Annotated in this window: 14 protein-coding genes; 5 read left to right on the top strand and 9 right to left on the bottom strand. The window is 41.0% G+C overall.

The features are described from left to right. Positions 1-2 precede the first annotated feature (2 nt). The 5 genes from EXT43_RS08830 to EXT43_RS08810 all read right to left on the bottom strand — a co-directional run bounded on the left by EXT43_RS08830 (position 3) and on the right by EXT43_RS08810 (position 4,866). Positions 3-320 (bottom strand): hypothetical protein, encoded by a 318-nt coding sequence (locus tag EXT43_RS08830; RefSeq protein WP_045979610.1) that lies wholly within the window; start codon positions 318-320, stop codon positions 3-5. Beyond that, a complete protein-coding gene (locus EXT43_RS08825; RefSeq protein ID WP_016708260.1) occupies positions 317-1,354 on the bottom strand; it encodes a hypothetical protein in 1,038 nt (345 codons plus the stop codon). The genes EXT43_RS08830 and EXT43_RS08825 overlap by 4 nt, the downstream gene beginning before the upstream one ends. A 208-nt stretch (positions 1,355-1,562) precedes the next feature. Then, positions 1,563-1,925, bottom strand: coding sequence for a hypothetical protein (locus tag EXT43_RS08820; protein ID WP_016708261.1), 363 nt, complete (start codon positions 1,923-1,925; stop codon positions 1,563-1,565). A gap of 194 nt (positions 1,926-2,119) precedes the next feature. Continuing rightward, positions 2,120-3,502 (bottom strand): PhoH family protein, encoded by a 1,383-nt coding sequence (locus EXT43_RS08815; protein WP_130166806.1) that lies wholly within the window; start codon positions 3,500-3,502, stop codon positions 2,120-2,122. Further along, positions 3,502-4,866 carry a PIN domain-containing protein gene (locus EXT43_RS08810; protein WP_130166805.1) on the bottom strand — a complete coding sequence of 455 codons (1,365 nt, stop codon included), beginning with the start codon at positions 4,864-4,866 and terminating at the stop codon, positions 3,502-3,504. Before EXT43_RS08810 ends, EXT43_RS08815 begins: the two co-directional genes overlap by 1 nt. 299 nt (positions 4,867-5,165) lie before the next feature. On the opposite strand from EXT43_RS08810, the gene rapA reads away from it, so the two are divergent. Beyond that, entirely contained in the window at positions 5,166-8,060 is a 2,895-nt protein-coding gene (gene rapA / locus EXT43_RS08805) for an RNA polymerase-associated protein RapA (protein WP_062566159.1), read from the top strand. 56 nt (positions 8,061-8,116) lie between these two features. Here the strand turns inward: rapA and EXT43_RS08800 are convergent, their stop codons facing one another. Then, entirely contained in the window at positions 8,117-8,347 is a 231-nt protein-coding gene (locus EXT43_RS08800) for a hypothetical protein (RefSeq protein WP_130166804.1), read from the bottom strand. 133 nt (positions 8,348-8,480) lie between these two features. On the opposite strand from EXT43_RS08800, the gene rluA reads away from it, so the two are divergent. Further along, complete coding sequence (gene rluA / locus EXT43_RS08795) at positions 8,481-9,134, top strand: bifunctional tRNA pseudouridine(32) synthase/23S rRNA pseudouridine(746) synthase RluA (protein ID WP_082401641.1); 654 nt, start codon at positions 8,481-8,483, stop codon at positions 9,132-9,134. An 80-nt stretch (positions 9,135-9,214) separates the two neighbouring features. Continuing rightward, positions 9,215-10,150, top strand: a complete 936-nt coding sequence (locus tag EXT43_RS08790) for a DUF3530 family protein (RefSeq protein WP_130166803.1) — start codon at positions 9,215-9,217, stop codon at positions 10,148-10,150. Here the strand turns inward: EXT43_RS08790 and djlA are convergent. The 3 genes from djlA to EXT43_RS08775 are packed head-to-tail and all read right to left on the bottom strand — an operon-like array spanning position 10,133 to position 12,683. Further along, the gene (gene djlA, locus EXT43_RS08785; protein WP_054562767.1) at positions 10,133-11,005 is read right to left on the bottom strand and encodes a co-chaperone DjlA; all 873 of its coding nucleotides are present in this window, start codon (positions 11,003-11,005) and stop codon (positions 10,133-10,135) included. The two genes, EXT43_RS08790 and djlA, sit on opposite strands and share 18 nt — an antisense overlap. Positions 11,006-11,028: 23 nt before the next feature. Continuing rightward, complete coding sequence (gene murU / locus EXT43_RS08780) at positions 11,029-11,685, bottom strand: N-acetylmuramate alpha-1-phosphate uridylyltransferase MurU (protein ID WP_063528268.1); 657 nt, start codon at positions 11,683-11,685, stop codon at positions 11,029-11,031. Then, positions 11,682-12,683: a phosphotransferase gene (locus tag EXT43_RS08775; RefSeq protein WP_054562769.1), complete on the bottom strand. Its 1,002-nt coding sequence runs from the start codon at positions 12,681-12,683 to the stop codon at positions 11,682-11,684. Before EXT43_RS08775 ends, murU begins: the two co-directional genes overlap by 4 nt. Before the next feature lie 103 nt (positions 12,684-12,786). Between EXT43_RS08775 and lptD the strand changes: the two genes are divergently transcribed. Both lptD and surA read left to right on the top strand, forming a co-directional pair. Further along, positions 12,787-15,033 carry an LPS assembly protein LptD gene (lptD, locus tag EXT43_RS08770; protein ID WP_054562770.1) on the top strand — a complete coding sequence of 749 codons (2,247 nt, stop codon included), beginning with the start codon at positions 12,787-12,789 and terminating at the stop codon, positions 15,031-15,033. A 36-nt stretch (positions 15,034-15,069) separates the two neighbouring features. After that, positions 15,070-16,362 carry a peptidylprolyl isomerase SurA gene (gene surA / locus EXT43_RS08765; RefSeq protein ID WP_055021167.1) on the top strand — a complete coding sequence of 431 codons (1,293 nt, stop codon included), beginning with the start codon at positions 15,070-15,072 and terminating at the stop codon, positions 16,360-16,362. The last annotated feature ends 3 nt before the right edge of the window (positions 16,363-16,365 follow it).

Genomic DNA, 16,365 nt, shown 5'->3' with positions numbered 1-16,365 from the left:
TACTAATAGCCAGCAGGGAGCATTTCTCGCAACTCTAATAGCTCATTTGGAGAGTACATACACTCATGCATTAAATTGAACTCAAATACATCTACATCAAACTTTTGGGGTTCTGCATCTAAGATATAAAAGTCAGCACCAAAAGTTCTATATTCAAGACCGTTTACTTCCATGACTTTCGTGGAAAACAAAGCCTCACCTTTTTTACCGTTCTTACTATCCTCAGCAAAAGTAGCGTAAAGCACCTGTTCAACCTTATCTTCTAAGTCAGATTTAATTGAGATAAGTGTTGCGTTAGTTAGTTTTACTCTTGGTCTCATGCTTTTGCTTCCTTCTTATCTTCTAGGCAAAACGGGCGGAAAAAACTAAGGTACTTAACTCCATTAACTTTTAGTAAATTGTTGTCAGCATCAAAATGTGACAGAACGCTAGACTGATACAACGAAATATATTTTTCATAATCGATGGTGTTAAAAAAATTGGTATCGACACGTCGTGCATGGAAAACAAGAGCTTGCTGATCGATACGAACAATGAACTTTTGATCACCATCTAGATTTTTAACCTGTAGACATAAATCAGGTTTGTGCCAATCAGATACAAAGGAAGGAATCAGTGGGAAGCCATATACCAAATAGCGCATACCTTCGATTTTGAAGGTTGTTGGATTGAACTGAGCCTTATTTACTTTGCCGCTACGGAATAATTCAAGTGTCAACACCAGCCAGTGCTCATGCTTAGAAAATGTATTTCCTTCAGAAATACAGCCTTCGAACTCACTATCATGGTTTACATGATTGATGTACATGTATTTTTTAATGTCATTCAAGGAAAGCTTTTCAACCGGAAACTTTGAAGCTATGAGCCTGAAATAACAACCATGAACTTTTAAATCTGCATATTGAACTATCAACGGATCATCAAAAGCATCGAAATATGGTCGCCACTCCAGCCTAAAGTCAGCACCAGTGTTTACAATAAACTTGGCATCTTCTGGCAACCCTAATACTTGGTATATCACTGAAACTAACTCTAATGTTTCGATATCTACCAGCATCAGGCTTTCAATACGGTTTGCCATTGACTCAATTTCTTTATGAAGCGATTCAATAATTTCTTGATCATCGTATTCATTGATCATTAAGTATTTCAGGGAATCGTGCTTTAGAATTGAATCCAGTTTTTTCTGTTCAAATGCTTCAGTGAGGCTATTATGGGTATCAGAAAAATGAGGGCAGTTATAAACACCTCTAGCCCACAGGCCTTGGGCGTAAAGATCAGGAAACTCTAATAACTCAGCAAACTCTTTTGCTTGTTTATTGAGTTTATTCTTTAATTGATAAAGTGAGATCATTTAGTTCTCCAAACAACTTTCTAATAAACAATGGCCTACCAACACATTGCTTTATTTATTGTTCAAATAACCAAATTTTTACGGATGCTCCGCTTCACTGTTCACGTTTTTCAAGGCGAAAAACATGTGTAGGCGTAGGCTGTCCGTTCAGCCTTCTTATTATAATATCGCCAAAAAACAAAATGACAACTTACGTATTTGTACAACTTTAGGTAGATATTTTGAGTTTGAACTCTGAAAAGCTAAGCCCAAACAAGGATACGACCATCTCTTCATTTATATTGGAGCCGGGAAATTTTTTTTCAAAATTTCCAATAATGCTATCTAGGTGGCTAGCTAATATTTTTACTAAAAATATTTCCGAGTTTGGTGAGAGTGCAGACAGTGCTATCAATGGGTTGTCAAAGGATTCAGCTTTTATTTTTACTAGTAAATCGCTGTAACTGTCACAGCCATATAGACAAATAGCTGCCCCTTCTTGGGCTTGTCCAAGGGGAATAGTTAATAATTTAGATAATCGTTTTGCCTGCCTTTTTATATTTACTAGCAGGTCTTCTTTTTTAAAAGACATCAATACACCAAAAAACGGCAACGCTAGGCCACGCACCTATGTCACTCAGTTTTTATGTGAATATTTAATCTTTTAGTTCAGAGTAAATCCATTTCGTCCTGTTTTCGTGGGAACGGGCTTCTCTGAAAAGCCACTGCAAAAAGCAGTGGCCATTGTCGCAATATTATAAGGAAATGTGAATGGTAGTTTGATGCCTACATATTCTTTTCAGTGAATTCAGCCAAGCTACTACGCTCTACTTCATCAAAAATCAGCACTGATCCTTTTTCATAATGACGAAACACATTAACAGCCGCACTTGCACCAGAAGAAGCAGGTGTTACAAACTTATCGTCAATCTGGGCTAGGTTGCCCAATACGATTGTCCGACAATTTTTGCCACCGCGACTAAGCATTCCTTTAATTTGAGCACGGGTCATATTTTGTGCTTCATCAATTATTAAAACAGCATCGTCTATTGAACGGCCACGAAAATAAGCCATACTGGTAAATTCTATATTAGCTCTTTCGATCACATGTTCAACTGTAGCGTGAATATTTCCTTCATGATTATCATCCGAGTGCATCGAAATTAATGCGTCAGTAATACCTGCCAGAAGAGGCATTGATTTTTCAGTTAAATCCCCCGGTAAGAATCCCGGATCGTCGTCCATAAAGTCTCTGGAGCGCACCACAACGATTTTTTTGTACTTTTTCAACTCCAATACTTGATGCAGCGCCGAAGCAACTGCCAAAAAAGTTTTTCCGGAGCCAGCAGGACCAAGGATGATATTTAAATCATAGTAAGGGTCTGTTAATTGGCTTAAAGCTACCGCCTGACGCTGGTTTTTAGGCAATATGCCCCATATCTTTTCTTGCTTACGCGGCAATAATTTTGTGTATACCTCAGTATCTGTTACTTCTGAAATCCGACCAATGTGTCCGGCTTCATCGTACCAATACATGTTTGGCTGAACTTCATCGTTGAACAAGCTTATTGGGAATGTATAAACCTCTCCTGAGACTTTGAAATCTTTATCTGATTCAATTCGATCAAAAAGATCGCCTTCAAAAGCCTGTACTCCTGTGTATAAAAGATCAATATCTGATATTTGATTATCTACGGCAACGTCCTCAGCCCTAACCCCAACTGTTCGAGCTTTCAATCGCATATTAATATCACGGCTAACAATTGTTACGTCTTTATTGAGTTCTTTTTGAAGATATAAAGCATAATTAATTATTCTGTTATCAGCATCACTTCCTATCCCGTGCTTTAACTCCTTAGCCAGATCCAATTGAGTGTCAATTCCAATGAAAAGCTTTCCTCTCTGGGCTGTTTCGGTAGATGGTAAAGGAATACCTATTTCCATTTCCTCGGCTGTATGTCCATTTATAATGTCTTCAAGCATTCTAATGCACATACGGGCATCGGCACTTACCGATTTATTAGTTCTTTCTTTCAGGTTATCAAGCTCTTCAAGGACAGTTAGACAGATGTAAATATCATCTTTGTAGCTAAAAATAGATTTTGGATCATGTACTAATGCAGATGTGTCTAGTACACGAGGATTTCGATTATCAATAGAGCTTTTCATTACGCAGCCTCCCAAAAGATTGAATCGTTGCTAGGCTTTGTGTTGTACTTTTCTTGTAAATTACAAATTTTGAGTAAAGGTTTATTGTTGAGAGACTGCTCAGAGTAGCTAAGGTAATCAATTTTTTTGGAAATTCTTTTTACTTTTTCTACAGGCCAATAAAAACAAGGGGGTAAAAACTTTAAAATACCCCCAATTCGGGGTTGTAAAATAACAACCGCGTTTTGAATACTACGGCCACGCATAAAGTTTACTGATTTAAACTGTACGTTAGCTTTTTCCATAATGTAATTACGGCTCGAAATCGGATTCTCATCCCCTTTATGCAGCACTTCTAAGGTATCAGTAATGGCAGCTAACCACGGCGCCATTTTCTCTTCTTCAGTGCCAGGTAAAAAGCCAATTGATTCAGCAATTTCTGGGGTATTACGAGTAACAATCACTTTATCGTAAATGCCTTTTTCAATAATCATTTCAAGGGCACTGGCAAGAGCAAGTAAGGTTTTACCACAGCCAGCGGGACCAGTTAAAATCACCAATTCAATACTTGGGTCAAGTAGCGCATCAAGTGCCATCCCTTGATAAACATTTTTTGGCTTAACGCCCCAAGCGGTATGGCTCATCAAGCGCTCAACACTAATATCCTTTAAAGTAATTTGTTTATCATCGTAGCTTGTTACTCGGGCTGCAAAGTGGTCGCTTTCATCTAAAATATATTCATTACAGAATACATCGCTAATCGTGCTTTTTGCCACATGATGATAGGTATCTCGGCCTTGCTGCTCTGTTTCGCACTCTCCAACCTGTTGCCAAAAATCACCTTCAATTTTTTTATAACCACTAGTAAGCAACGCTATGTCGTCAATTAATTGGTCTGTTCTGTAATCTTCAACAAATTTAAGCCCTGCCCCTTTCGCTTTTAGACGCATATTGATGTCTTTAGTGACAAGCACCACTTTGCTATCGCTGTGTTGCTTCTGTAAATGAACAGCACAATTGATGATGCGGTGGTCGTTTTCGTTGCCCGGTAACCCCGAAATACTGTCTGCAAATAAATGGTCATTAACGATAATTAAGCGGCCACGAGATTCTGTTTTAGCCTTTTTGTTACTAGGGAGCGCGACACCCTGCAACATTTGCTCTGGCGAAGCGTCCTTTAACACTTCATCTAAACCACGAATAGCAACACGGGCGTCACGGCTAACGTCATGTTTCCTATCTTTAATGTGGTCGAGCTCTTCTAATACTGTCATGGGGATAACAACATCATGTTCTTGGAAAGATAAATAAGCGAGGGGTTCGTGGAGTAACACATTGGTATCGAGCACATACATTTTACTATCAAGGTTCGAAGCTTTTTCCATAGCACTTTCCTTACGTTTTATGATTTTTATGCTATACCCAATAAACTAAACAAGCGGCGGATGAAGCTATGGTTTATTCGTCAGGTATATACTCAGTTTAGTCTATTTACGACAAAAGTCCTTTTTATGACAAACAAATATACAATTATTTAACTGGTTAAAATACATACAATTTTTACCATTAATAATGGCTTAAAAAGGTTGACTAAATTTAATTGTGTGCGGCTAGTTTACTGCCTTGAAGTAGCATGGCGTTACAGGTAACATAGCCGCCTTTTTTCTTCATAGACGAGACATACATGAATTTTTCCTTAGGTCAGCGTTGGATCAGTGATACTGAGTCAGATTTAGGATTAGGCACCGTTGTTGCCCTTGAAGGCCGTCAGGTCAGCATTTTATTTCCAGCCAGTGGAGAAAACAGAGTTTATTCTTTAACAGAAGCACCTGTTACTCGTGTCGCATTTAATCCAGGTGATATTATTCGCAGCGTTGAAGAGTGGGAATTAGAAGTCGAGTCTGTTGAAGAGCAAGGCGAGTTACTATGCTATCACGGCATTCGCGTTGATAATGGTGAAAAAGCGCAGTTAAAAGAAACCTTTTTAGATCACTTTATCAAATTCAATAAACCACAAGACCGTTTATTTGCAGGCCAAGTGGACCGCTTTGACCGCTATACGCTGCGCTACCAAACTTGGCAGCACCAGTTTGAGCGCCAACAATCTCCTTTAAAAGGTTTAATTGGTCAGCGTGCAAACCTTATTCCGCATCAGCTTTATATTGCACAAGAAGTGGGTAAACGTTTTGCACCACGCGTATTACTTTCTGATGAAGTGGGTTTAGGTAAAACCATTGAAGCAGGTATGATTTTACATCAACAAATCATCAGTGGCCGTGCTAGCCGCGTATTGATTGTTGTGCCTGAAAACTTACAGCATCAGTGGTTAGTAGAAATGCTACGCCGCTTTAACTTACGTTTTTCAATCTTTGATGAAGAACGTTGTGATGAAGCATTCGCAGACTCTCCAAACGTATTCGAAACAGAACAGTTAGTACTTACTAGCCTTGAGTTCTTAAGCAAGAAAAAACGCTGGTTTGAGCAAGCAACCCTAGCTGATTGGGATTTATTGGTTGTTGATGAAGCGCACCATTTAAGTATCAATAATGGTAAGCCAAGCACTGAATACCAACGCATGGCAGAGTTAAGCCAAGACATTCCGGGCCTTATCTTATTAACTGCAACGCCAGATCAACTTGGTCACCGCAGTCACTTTGCCCGCTTGCAATTACTCGACCCAGATCGTTTCTACGACTACGATGCGTTTGTTGAAGAAGAAAGTAACTACAAAGAGGTTGCTGAAGCTGCTAATCAATTACTGGGTGAACAAGGCCTTGATGATGCATCTCGTGCCACATTAAAAGAGCTATTAAAAGAAACCGACATTACTGACCTTTTAGCGAAAGCGGAGCAAGGTGATGAAACGGCGCGCAACGAAATTTTATCAATGCTGCTGGACCGCCATGGTACGGGTCGTATTTTATTTAGAAATAGCCGCAGCGGTATTGATGGTTACCCAAGCCGTAAGCTTCATGCATACCCTATGGCAATGCCTAAACAATATAAAACGGCGATGTCGGTACTGGGTAACATGGGCGGCATTCAAAATGCTGAACTAACGGCACTTCGCGCTCTATTCCCTGAAAAGATCTTCCAAGAGTTTGAAGGTGAAAATGCTAGCTGGGGCGCATTTGACCCACGTGTTGATTGGTTAATCGAAACCTTAAAAACCCTTAAACACGAAAAAGTATTGCTTATCTGTGCTAAAGCCGAAACCGCACTTAGCCTAGAACAGATTTTACGTGAGCGTGAAGCAATTAAAGCTTCTGTTTTCCACGAAGGCATGTCGATTGTTGAACGTGACCGTGCTGCGGCTTACTTTGCCGATGAATACGACAGCGCGCAGATTCTACTTTGTTCTGAAATTGGTTCTGAAGGTCGTAACTTCCAATTCTCGCATCACTTAGTATTGTTTGATTTACCACTAAACCCAGACTTACTTGAGCAACGTATTGGTCGTCTTGACCGTATTGGTCAAACTCAAGACGTAAACATTCACGTGCCGTATTTTGAAAACACCGCACAAGAGGTGTTACTTCGTTGGTACAACGAAGGCTTAGATGCGTTTGAAACAACCTCGACAACAGGGCAAATGCTGTATAAAGAGTATGGCGAAGAATTGCTTGAGTTTATTGGTGCACACAATTGCGACGAAGAAGAGCTAGACCCACTACTAGAACAAGTGGCAGGTCAAAATGCCAAGCTTCGTAAGCAAATGGAAAGTGGTCGTGACCGCTTACTAGAGCTGCATTCAAGTGGCCAGGGCCGAGCAGAAAGCCTTGTAGCTGATATCGAAGAGTTAGACGATCAATTCACGCTACCAAGTTATATGATCAATGTGTTCGACACCTTTGGTGTAAGCCAAGAAGATAAAGGTGAAAATACCATTATCTTAAAACCAACTGAGCACATGCTAAATCCATCTTTCCCATGCTTAAAAGATGATGGCATCACAGTAACGTTTGATCGCAGCACCTCGCTTTCGCAAGAAGACGCGCATTTCATCAGTTGGGATCACCCAATGGTGCAAGGCAGCTTAGACATGATTTGTGATGATGACTTTGGTACTGCCTCTGTGGCGTTACTGAAAAACAAAAAGCTACCTGCTGGTACCTTCTTTGTTGAGCTTATTTTCATTGCGGAGGCGATGGCGCCTAAAGCACTTCAAGTTGGCCGCTTCTTGCCACCAACGCCTATTCGTATCTTATTAGATAAGGGCAGTAACAATCTGGCTGAAAATGTTGCTTTTGATGCTTTCAATCAACAGTTATCAGCGGTTGGTCGCCAAACGGCAAGTAAATTAGCCAGCGCGCTACAAAGTGCCATTCACCCAATGATCACCAGCGCACAAGACATGGCACAAACCAAGCTAGAAGCACTGCGTGCTGAATCACTAGAGAAAATGCAAACTGCCCTTGGTGAAGAACAAGCTCGTTTAACGGCACTTAAGCAGATCAACCCGAATATTCGTGATGAAGAGCTTAGCTTCTTTGATAAACAGCGTAGCGAACTCACGACTTACATCGAAAAAGCCCAAGTTAAACTGGATGCAATTCGTTTAATTGTCGTTTCACACTAACGTTGAAGCGCTAAACTCAAAACCACAAACGCGATGTGCTTTCACATCGCGTTTTTTTATGCAAAAAACACCACAAGGGTAATAATTACGGCCACTGCCGCTAGCTTGCAAAATAAATTAGCTAAGCTATTGTTTCTTTTTATTAAATCGTCTTTGTAAGCTTGCTTCAAATATACAGCTTGTAGGTCTGAAAAACCTTTACAGTGCGGGCACTCTGGCTCTAGGTCATTTACTTCTAGGCCACAACGTGTACAAGGTTTACTGCGAATTAAACCAAGGCGAAACATTCACTTGTCCTTTTATTTAAACTCCATAGCTGAATTTACTGTATCTTAGCTGCTACTCGAAAACCAGCACTGGCATTGTGTATGCGCTTATACTCCTTTAAAATAGCGTCCTTGCATATCATCGAGGCTAGCTGTGTTACTCAATTATAATCCCCCAATGACACCTTATTTAAGTATTGTTTATCAAGACGATGACTTGCTTATTGTGAATAAACCAAGTGGTTTACTTACTGTGCCGGGAAAAGACCCAAAACACGCCGATTGCCTTATTGCTCGCATTAACCGCGTTTTTCCAACGGCAAAAATTGTTCATCGCCTTGATATGGCTACCTCTGGCATTATTTGTTTAGCTATGCACAAAGAAGCGCATCGTAATTTAAGCATTCAGTTTCAAGATAGAAAAACTGCAAAACGCTACATTGCTCGCGTATTTGGTAAGCTTGAGCAAGAAACAGGATCGGTAGATTTGCCACTTATTTGTGATTGGCCGAACCGACCAAAGCAAATGGTTGATCACGATAATGGCAAACCGTCATTAACCCACTTTAAAGTGCTTGAGTATGAACAGAATGCAACTCGTGTTGAGCTGACCCCTATTACTGGGCGTTCTCACCAACTACGTGTGCATATGCTGTCATTGGGTCACCCTATTTTAGGCGATAAGCTGTATGCTCACCCCGAGGCATTCGCCATGGCTCCTCGCTTACAACTGCATGCCGAAATGCTAACCTTAGCTCACCCAGCCAGCGGTGAAACATTGATTTTTGAAGCCGCTCCTGAGTTTTAAGACAATTCGCTAAATATTTAATAAATTCTGCCGATAGTTAATCAATAACTGATTTAATTAAAGACTCAGGTAATATCGGCATGAATTTAAAACCCACACATCGCTTACTTTACGCAGCCTGTTTTGCGTTGATGGGCAATGTGAACGCTGCCGATTTTATTAAACCCACCCCTTGGTCAAGTTTGGTCACTAACGATATACAACGCTTTTTACCTAGCGATGAAGTACGCACTCTGCTTGCTGGTGAAGATGAGTTCATTAGCTTATATCGCCAATCGATGGCAGCGAGCCAACGCGGCATTGTGCTAATCATTCCTGATTGGCAACACTTACCCACTAATAATGCTGGTATTAACTTTTTGCGTAAGCAGTTAAACGAAATAGGCTATGCAACCCTTGCCATGACCATGCCTGACATTGATTGGCACCCTGTCGATATGGCAACGCCCGAGTCACCTGAAAGCTCTGAAGCTGAGTCAACAACACAAAATAATGAACAAGGCGATGAGCAAGCAGCTTCTGCTCCACCAGCCGAAACGCAACAAGCGCCGCATTTTGTTACAGGTGAACCTAATATCAGTGAAGCCGTGCTTGATGATTACAAATTAAAACTAATTGCCAGATTCAATGCCTTGTATAACAGTGCAATGGATGAAGGCGGCAATATTATTGTGGTGGCACAAGGTGCCAGTGCGGGGCTATTGATAGAGCATTATGCTAGCTTTCCAAATAACGAACTAAACGCTTTTATTAGCCTAGGTAGTTATTTACCTAACAGTGTTCGTAACCAGCATCTCAATGCGACGCTTTCGACTATCAGCCCACCCTTACTGGATATTTTTTACAGCGAGGGTAACCCAGACACCCTGCAAAGTGTAAAAGACAGAAAACGTTGGGTAAGAAAACACGCTAAATATGACTACCGACAAAGAGAGTTATTTGGTGTGCCTTCTGAGCCTGAGCAGCACCAGCGACTGCTCAAAGAAGTAGACGGCTTTTTACGCCGCCTTTTTTAAATACTCATAAGCCGCTTGAATATCTTGGCTTTTCTTTACCGCAACTTCCATCATATGTTTTGGTAAACCTTGCGATACCAGCTTATCGGGGTGATGCTGAGCCATAAGCTTTCGATAAGCAACTTTAATATCTCTCGCAGAAGCATCATTGTTTAAGCCTAAAAGAGCCAACGCTTGGGCGCGATTCATACCATTATTCGGTGGCACACTGTGCCCTCTTTGTTCACTATGACTGCTGCGATTTTGCTGGCTTTGTTGACGCTGTTGTTCATAAAAACGCTGTTGTTGCTGACGAAATGCAAATTCGGCTTGGTAGCGTTTTAATAAAAATGCGAACTGAGTACGTGAAATACCTAACTGCTTGCTCACCTCTTGCAGTAGCTGCTTTTCTTGCTCTGCAAGGTGGCCATCTGAAAAGGCCATTTGAATTTGTATTTCGAGGAACAGTTGCAATAAATCATGGCGTCGAGCAAAGCGCTCTTTAAAGTCATGAACGGTTTCTTTTAATGAAAAGTCGCTTTCTTTACCACTACGAAAGGCATCTTGTGCTTCTCTTCGCTCATCACCCGATAAGCCCATTTCGTCCATAAACAAACTTGCAGCACGAATATGCGTTTCACTAACGCGACCATTCGATTTGGCGATATGCCCCATCACCGCAAAACAGCTAGAAAAGAAAAGTGCTTGGCGCTCGTTAATATCATCGCCTTTAAACAAACCAGAAAAACCACCTGCTTTATCAAAGTCTTGTTTTAAGCTGCGATCGAACATATGGCCTAGGTATAGGCCCAGTAAGGCTCCTATAAATTTGCCAAACATAAAGCCAAAACAAAAACCGAGTACTTTTCCCCACATAATTTGGCAAACCTCTGTTGTTATTACAAAGCGAAACGTTGATTGATTTCGTCGAGTCTGGCAGGTGTGCCAATGTCATCCCATTGCCCCAAATAAAGCTCAGTCGAAACTTGATGTTCACTGAGCTTTTCTCGCAAAATGGGCCCAAGTGGACGAATACCTGCGCTGAGACCTTTAAAGAAATCAGCATGATAGCGACTTATACCGGAAAAAGTATACTTTTGACTATCTGGGCTTAAGTGACTCAGTGCAAAATCACCATCAGGATTATGCGCAGGGTTTTCTACAAGGACAATATGCGCCTCCCCTACTTGCAGATGAAGCTGCATCAACGAAGTCACATCATAATCAGTAAACACATCACCATTGATGACAATAAATTGCTCGCCCAATAACGGCAATGCTTGAATGATGCCCCCGGCGGTTTCAAGCCCCCCAGCCTGCTCTTGGCTGTAAGTGATCGATACACCAAACTGCGAACCATCAGCAAAATACTCTGTTATTTTGTCGCCCTGCCAAGCAAGGTTAATGACAATATCGGTAATGCCTGCTTGACGTAAGTTATTAATATGATGCTCTAATAATGGCTTGCCGTTAATCTTTAGCATCGGCTTTGGTTGCGTTTCGGTTAGCGGCATCATTCGTTTACCACGGCCCGCCGCTAGGATCATTGCTTTCATTTGGACTCTTTCGTTAATCGCTGCTTAGTCTGTGGAATAATAGTCTGCTCTATCCACTGGCCAAGGGCTGTTAACTCTGGGTATTCTTTACTGACATTACTAATGTATGTAAGGGTTGGCAGCACATTATTCAAATAACCAGACTTACCGTCACGTAATTTTAAGCGGCAAAATATACCTGCAGCTTTTAAATGACGCTGCACGCCGGTTAAGTCAAACCAGCGCTTAAACATCGCAAATGAGGTGTCTTGCAATAACTGTTGCTCGCTGAATTCGTCATAAGCGTAATGTAAAAGGTAATCTAGCTCTTGCTCTGGTAACTTGAAATAGCAATCCCTTAATAACGACACAAGGTCATAACACACTGGCCCTTGTACCGCATCTTGATAATCGATAATTGCCCATTGCTGCCCCGTGCGCATAATATTGCGGCTATGGAAGTCTCGGTGCACTGTAACAATTGGTTGTTCAAGGGCATTGTTAACTAATAACTCACAAGCCTGTTGCCACATTTGCTGCTCATCAGCAGAAAGTTGCTCACCAATAAAGTTATCGACTAACCAATCTCTAAAAATGCTCAGTTCAAATTGTAAAAACTCGCCATCAAATACTTTCATGTATTGGGCTGGCGGGATTTGCGCCCATTGTGCACTTAACTTTATTAGATGTTTGTAGTGTAAAGTGCGGTCTTCGTCGCCCAGTAAATCAGCCAAATGAGTATTGCCTAAATCACTCAGCAAGAAGAAGCCTTGCTTTTCATCTGCTTGAAGAATTTTTGGTAATTTAAAGCCATGCTGAGAAAACACTTTATTGAGTTCTATATAAGGCGTGTTATCTAATTTATCTGGATCTGAGTCCATGACAATATAGCTCTGATCACTTGTATTTACGCGGAAATAACGGCGAAAACTCGCATCCCCTGTGATGGCGGCTAATTGATATTCATCCTCTTTAAAATGAGGATTCAAAAACTGCTGTAAACTTTTATAACGATTCATTTAGTAAGATATCTATTTTTCACTAAGTCAATTACTGTATTTGCCATTGTTTTCCTTTATTATGTCTAGCTTATATCCAACCAAAGAGCATTAAGGTCATTAAATGAGCAAAACCTGGGGCATAATGATGCTAAGCGTACTTAGCGCACCATCGTTCGCCGAAACTGAACTGACACACAATTTTTGTGGCACTTCAATGCAAACCAGAGCTTGGCAACCGCTCCCTGGCCTTGAACTTAATATGATCGATATCAAATCCGATGATATTGAACTATTGGGTACCCAAAGCGCAGAATTTACCGGTAATGTAGATATTAACACCCTAACGATGAATTTGTCCGCACAAAGTGCACTGATTGACAAACAACGTGGGTTACTTAATGCAACCGGCCCTATCGTTTATCGCGATAAAGTAAGCCAAATTAATAGTTCTGGGCTCAATGCGGATTTAAATAATTCTGAATTAAGCTTGCTTGGTGCTGATTATAAGCTCACCGACCAACTTGGTCATGGTGGCGCAGAAAAACTAACAGTCAACGAGTCTGGCCTAAACCTGATGAACGCAAGCTTTACTACTTGCCCAGGCGAAACACCGGTGTGGGCGATTGAAGCTGACGAAATTGACTTATCAAGTGAAGATGGCTGGGGCGAAACTCACAATACCGTATTACGGGTATTTGATACGCCGGTTCTGTATGTTCCTTATTTTACGTTTCCGTTAGATGACCGCCGTAAATCAGGTTTATTAACACCTAACTTCTCAAGTTCAGGCCGCTACGGTATTGAAACCATCACTCCGTATTACTGGAATATTGCTCCAAATTACGACGCCACCATTACGCCTCGCTATATGTCTAAGCGCGGTTTACAAATGATTGGTGAGTTTCGTTATTTAACTGAGCAAAACAACGGTCTCATTGCCGTTGAGTACCTAGATAAAGATGATGAAGAGCCAAATGTTGACTCTCGTTACCTATTCCATTGGCAGCAGCAAAGCTACTTTGGTGAGAACTGGCGCGGTAATATCGATATTACTAACGTTAGTGATGATAACTACTTAACCGATTTAAATTCTGGCTACGCGACTCGCACAGACACTCAGTTATACCGCACAGGTTCACTCACCCACTTAGGTGACACTTGGCGTACTAATATTAAGCTACAGAGTTTTGAAGTACTTGGTGATCACCGCGAATCGTATGCGGCACTGCCACAAATTAGTTTTTCGCAAACTGATGCGTATGATTTTTATGGTGTTGATTTAACCCTTGATGGTGAGCTTAGTTATTTCACGAATGATGACGCAGTTATTGATGAAGCAAGCCGTGTTCACATAGAACCTAAAGCAAGCTTTGGTTATCAAGAATACGCATGGTCATTTTTATCTGAGTTCAGCGTGTTGCATACTGAATATAACCAGCATGGTGATTTAGCAGGGACAGACTACGACGAAAAAGTCACCCGCACCCTGCCAAAAGTGCGTTTATACAGCCAATTAAATTTTGAGCGTGATACTGCGTTTTTCTTCAAAGATGGTATTCAAACTCTTGAGCCACAAATTCAGTACTTGTATACGCCAAATAAAGACCAATCAAATATTGGCCTTTACGATACGGCAAAATTACAAGATGACTTTTTTGGTTTATTTAGAGACCGTCGTTTCTCAAGTATCGACCGTATTGCCACTGCGAACCAATTTACGTTAGGTGCGACTACTCGCTTATTTAGCAATGAAAACGAAGAAGTATTTAATTTCAGCGCAGGCCAAATCTTCTATTTAAGTGATGATGCAAAGCCTACATCACAAGGTATTAATGTTGATACTAACTACAATGCCTTGTTCGCAGCGCAAACCATGTTACATTGGCACCGTCGCTGGTATTTATCAGGTGGTATTCAATACGACACTGATGGTAAAGAAATTATTCAATCAAATATCACCTTAGATTATAAAGGTGACGATAAACAGCTCGTGCAATTGAACCATCGCTATGCAAATGATGTCTCAGGCAATACAATCGAGCAAGTTGGTCTATTTACCAGCATTCCGCTATCGCAAGATTGGCAGTTTGTTGGCAGCTATCACCGCGATTTAGAAAGTGGTCGTAGCATTGAGGTTTTCAGCGGTCTTCAGTATGAATCGTGCTGTTGGGCGTTTCAAATCACAGGCCGTCGTCAAATCGAAACAGATTTGAACCAGGCGATTGGTCAAGAGCAAGCAACCTTTGATACCAGTATTGGCTTCAATATCGTATTAAAAGGGCTTGGAAGTAAAAGCCGTTATGATGCACAAAAATTATTACAACAAGGTATTTTTGGCTATCGTAGACCGTATTTTCTTAATAACTAGTACCGCAGTACTATTAGCAAGAGTATTAGAAAAAGTATGAATTTAAAAAAATTATTTGCATCTGCATTATTAACAGTTGGCCTTTGCCAAAGCGTTTTCGCAAAACCTGTCGAAATTGACAAAGTCGTTGGTGTAGTTAACCAAGGTGTTATTTTACAAAGTGAAGTAGACACCATTATCAATCGCGTAAAAACTCAAGCTCAAGAGCAAGGTCAGCAATTACCTTCTGATGATACGCTTCGCATTCAAGCAATCGAGCGTTTAGTAAACCAAACTCTGATGATGCAACTTGCTGAGCGAATGGGCTTAGAAATCTCTGACTCTCAGTTAGACCAAACACTTGAAAATATGGCTCGTGAGCAAGGCGGTACAATCGCTGATTTACGTCGCACTATCGAGGCATCAGGCGAGAGCTACCCAGCTTACCGTGAAGAAATTCGTAAAGAAATCACCACGCAACAAGTAATGCGTGCGAACGTTGACCGCCGTATTTACATTAGCCCACAAGAAATCGATAACCTTCTTAAAATCATGGAAACTCAAGGCAAGAATGCCGAAGAGTATGATATTGGTCATATCTTGATTGATATCCCAAGTGATGCAACAGCTGATGAAATCACCAGTGCTAAAACGCGTGCAGATAAAGTTATCGAGTTTTTAAAAGAAGGCAAAGAGTTCAAGCGTATCGCTATTTCATCTTCTAGCGGTTCAAAAGCCCTTGAAGGTGGTCAGCTAGGTTGGATGAGTATCAACGAAATGCCATCACTTTTTGCTGAAGCGGTAAAAGGCCATAAAAAAGACGATATCGTTGGCCCGCTTCGTTCAGGTGCTGGTTTCCACATCATTAAAGTGCAAGATGTTCGTGGTCGCCAAGTTGTTGAAACAACAGAGGTTCGTTCACGTCACATCTTAATTAAGCCTTCTATCATCTTAAGCGAAGAAAAAGCGCGTGACATGCTAAAAGGTTTTGCTAAAGAGCTACGTGAAGGTAAAGCTGACTTTGGTGAACTTGCTAAAGAATACTCTGAAGACCCGGGTTCTGCATTAAAAGGGGGTGAGTACGATTGGACTGATCCAAGTACTTATGTACCAGAGTTTAAAAATACCCTGCTTTCTCTGGATAAAAATGAAATCAGTGAGCCATTCAGAACACAGTTTGGTTGGCACATTGTACAGCTACTTGATAAGCGTGTAGCTGATAAAACAGAGCAAGCTAAGCGTAACCGCGCTCACCAACTACTGTTTAATCGTAAATTTAAAGAAGAAAGTTTCAACTGGCAGCAAGAAATGCGTGAACAAGCGCACGTTGATATTTTCCCAACAGAATAAAAA

The organism is Pseudoalteromonas sp. CO109Y (assembly GCF_004208935.1).
Classification (GTDB): Bacteria; Pseudomonadota; Gammaproteobacteria; order Enterobacterales; family Alteromonadaceae; genus Pseudoalteromonas; species Pseudoalteromonas shioyasakiensis.
This window is presented reverse-complemented; position numbering and strand designations above follow the sequence as displayed.